At 46.8% G+C, this 3491-nt stretch carries 2 protein-coding genes and 1 pseudogene; 2 read left to right on the top strand and 1 reads right to left on the bottom strand.

Annotated elements, in window-relative coordinates:
- Window positions 1-49: 49 nt before the first annotated feature.
- Window positions 50-2143, top strand: coding sequence for a hypothetical protein (locus tag ABRP86_RS11395; RefSeq protein WP_349864440.1), 2094 nt, complete (start codon window positions 50-52; stop codon window positions 2141-2143).
- A gap of 90 nt (window positions 2144-2233) precedes the next feature.
- Window positions 2234-2842 (top strand): oligoribonuclease, encoded by a 609-nt coding sequence (gene orn, locus ABRP86_RS11390; RefSeq protein ID WP_349864438.1) that lies wholly within the window; start codon window positions 2234-2236, stop codon window positions 2840-2842.
- A gap of 309 nt (window positions 2843-3151) precedes the next feature.
- Here orn and ABRP86_RS11750 read toward each other — a convergent pair.
- Window positions 3152-3274, bottom strand: a pseudogene (locus ABRP86_RS11750) (IS3 family transposase); the annotation flags it as partial.
- Window positions 3275-3491: the final 217 nt, after the last annotated feature.

The raw sequence follows: 3491 nt of genomic DNA, 5'->3' as shown, positions 1-3491 counted from the left end.
GAAGCCGAGACTTCAGCTATACTAGCTAAAGTCGCATAGTTAACCCCCGATGTGTCCACTTTCCGGGGGTCGGGCCCAACAGCTTCCTGATTGGCGCATCGCCGTATTTAGTGTGACATTCCCACTGCATGAAGGAATATTTGCAGACTATGAAAACGAATTTTTTGATCCGACTGCAGAATTGAGACGCAGACAAAGCAATGATGGAGCTTTCGGCGACGATCAACTAACCAAAATCGAGAGGTTAGACGGGGCTTCTTGGAAGCAATTTCGAACTAAGGGGATCCGGCAATTTGTTATGCCTACGCAGGATCCGAAAAAGAAACGTCATGACCTCGCTGATGAACGTTCCAAAGCTTGGTCTGTGCCACAGGTTCAAGAGGATCTGAGAGCCCCAAAAGACGACCTCAACAACGAGGGACAGGAATACCGGCATTATCTAGCATTCGAGCACGGTGACGAAGCGCCAAAGGTATTCTATGAAAGCGCGTCTAGGCGGTATACGGATGTCGTAGGCGGCTCTGTCGGGGCAGAGTGGGCGGACCAAAGTGACCGCAATAAGCAGTCTTCAGAATTCGAAGAAAAACAACGTGCCGCTTTTTACTCGATAGATTTCACGAAAGCGCCCACATTTCGAGGTCAGGCCACTAAGTGGCGGACCTTCGGCTACCAAACAAGTCCGCGGGATAATGACAATCATGAGTACACGCTGAATTCCGAAGAACTTAAAGAGGAGTTCGGGTCTGTGATGCTGAAGTCACTGGACTTTTCGCAATTTGAAGACCCAGCCCCAATGGAATTTGGAGCCACCGATGAGGACAAAAGCGGGTCTCTAAATAGTTGCAAAAACCAAACGATGATTAATCGTTTCCTTACATTAACGGTAGTAGCGGAAAATGTTGACTCCGATTCATTGAACGCAATTTCTCGTGCGCTTAATAGGCCGCGAAATACCGTATGGCTTGGAAAATCCGATTTTGAAGCTACATCACTCACGATTAATGACAGTGAGTTGCTTCAAGCGTGTATGGAAGTTGTTTATGAAGCTTTTGTGCAAGCCGGGTTAATTACGCCATCTAAAGACAAGAAAAAGAAGCTGATTACCAGGTCCTCAGTAATCGAACTAGGGATTCCACGAACCGGTAGCGCGGCTAATGCACATATTCCTCAAATGCAACCAATACGTTCTGTGGTTGCCTTGCCTTATATCGATGAACCGCGACTTCCAGACGTGTATAGAAAAATATTTGAGGTAGAAGGCGAGCAGCTTGACTCGCCTTCTAACTCTGATCAGCGCCAACCATCACAAGGGTGGTCTGCTAGGCATATTTGGTCATGGATACTTGCAACTGGCACAGACAACTTTGTCGATGGTGTTCCAGATTTTTATGCCGAGCCACCGGAAGATAAGGCGGGGCACTTTTTATTCTGGGATACTATCTCTGAAGAGACCGGCGTCGCCTTTGTTAGAAAGGTAGCTCAAACGCGCGACGATTTGAAATATTTCGGTTTGGCACATACCCGCTATGTGGATTTGATCATGCTGGTGATGCGGGCACATGTGAGTTTAGCAAAGCTCTCGGGCGCCCTACGAGAAATTGAATTTACTGACGTTATCAATGTTGGTGAGCGTTCAGAGAAAAAATATATGGAAAAACTGAATCTTCAGGTGAAGAATTTTCAGAGCATTCAAGCACACTTTGTCCGCATAAGAGATCGCCTTTGGGTAGATGCGGTGCCAAAGTACCATACGGATACCCGCGTGATGCGATCGATTAGGAAAGCGACCGATCTCGATATTATTTATCGAGATATTGAAAATGAAATCACGTTAAGGCAAGACATTTATTCCAACATATATGAAGCACGAAGAAATGAGCATCAAGAAAAGGAGCATGAGCGTTTTAACTTTTGGACTATTATTTTAGCTTTTCTGGCCGCCGTCTTAGCCGTACCAGGTTTCTTGGACATTTCTTCAGAAGAGCCTACTTCTCCACGGGGCGCGTTTATAATTTCTCTTGAGTTGGGCGCCGCGTTAATGGTAGTCATGTTCGTTTTGCAAAGGTTTTTGCAAAAACGCTGGCCCATTTTAAGAAATAAATGGGGAAAGTTTCGCGAGGGCTTTGGTTCGAAACGAGACTAGTTTGAGCTGGCATCTCGGCTGACTCAGCGATCCTTCTCTCGTGTCCAACCGCTTTGCTACGCTTTCGAAGACCACCCAAGAGTGGGGTGGATGAAGCTAAATTCTGTATCAAAGTTAGGTATTTTCATGTGTGCAAATGTATCGCCTGATGGGATCGATCGATTCCTATGGATCGACGTAGAAACCACGGGACTAGATGAACTCCGGTGTGAGCTACTTGAAGTCGCTGCGCTAGTTACTGATAGTCAATTAAGGGAGATCGACGAAGGAGTAGATATTGTTATCCATGCTCCTCATAGTTCCTTAGAACAGATGCCTAGGGTTGTGAAAGAAATGCATACCACCTCTGGGCTCATCGAAGAAGTTCAGCAGAGCTCAGTATCACTGCGAGAAGCAGAACGAGCAGTGTTGGATTATATGGATAGGCATTTTAGCTCTGAAGAAAAAGTAATCATGGCTGGTAATTCCATTACCTTAGATAGGAACTTTCTGCGCCGCTTTATGCCGCAAGTAGATGAGAATCTCCATTATCGGATGATTGATGTTTCTACCCTTAAAGAACTAATGCGATTATGGGCTCCAGGAGGCTTCGCCAATGTTCCCCAAAAAGTATTTGCGCATCGTGCGCTAGGAGATATTCGCGAATCTATTGATGAGCTGCGTTTTTATAGGAAACATTTCCTTACAGTGGAAAGCTGACACAGTAATACTTTGTGCAGCTACAGTGCGGTTTGAGCTTCAGAAATACTCTCAATGTTCTAGCAAAACGCGGAATCCGAGTTGTCTGCAATGAAGCGCTGCAGGGTGTAATAGATCCAATCTCTCATTTCCTTCATTAGAAAGGAGTCTCTCATGAAGCGAAAAGATCGGTACTACAATCATTGCATTTTGAAGCACCATCGTACTTGGCGCATGTTCGTCTGGGGGTGAAGGCGCAAACAGCGCCTCTAGTACGGTCCTAACCCTGGCGTGTCCATTTTCCGGGGATCAGGCCCAATCTTGAACGCTATGCATAGCCCACCCCAGCACACGACGGCAATGGCTATCGCGGACCACGCACAAGTACAACCAGCCTTCACCGGTGCGCAGGTAAGTAGTATCTGACATCCACACCCGGTTGAGCTCAACGGCATCAAACATGGTCTTGACCAGGCAAGGAAGCGTGGACTTGAGCTTAGATTGAGTCGTTGTCACCGGCATAAAGGCACGCGGCGAGTTCCCTTCAAACCCCACCAGACACATCCGCTTAGCCACAGTCTTTCGGCTAAGAATGTTATGTCCATGAGGTTTTTGGACTTGGAGTCCAGCTACTTTTTGGACTCGGAGTCTAGGGACTTTGTGGACGCGG

The organism is Corynebacterium sp. KPL3927, assembly GCF_040225835.1.
GTDB lineage: Bacteria > Actinomycetota > Actinomycetes > Mycobacteriales > Mycobacteriaceae > Corynebacterium.
This window is presented reverse-complemented; position numbering and strand designations above follow the sequence as displayed.

What these genes read in the sequence shown, in the direction of transcription:
- orn (WP_349864438.1), top strand. Translation starts at nt 2,234, where the DNA reads ATGAAGCTAAATTCTGTATCAAAGTTAGGTATTTTCATGTGTGCAAAT.
- ABRP86_RS11395 (WP_349864440.1), top strand. Translation starts at nt 50, where the DNA reads ATGTGTCCACTTTCCGGGGGTCGGGCCCAACAGCTTCCTGATTGGCGC.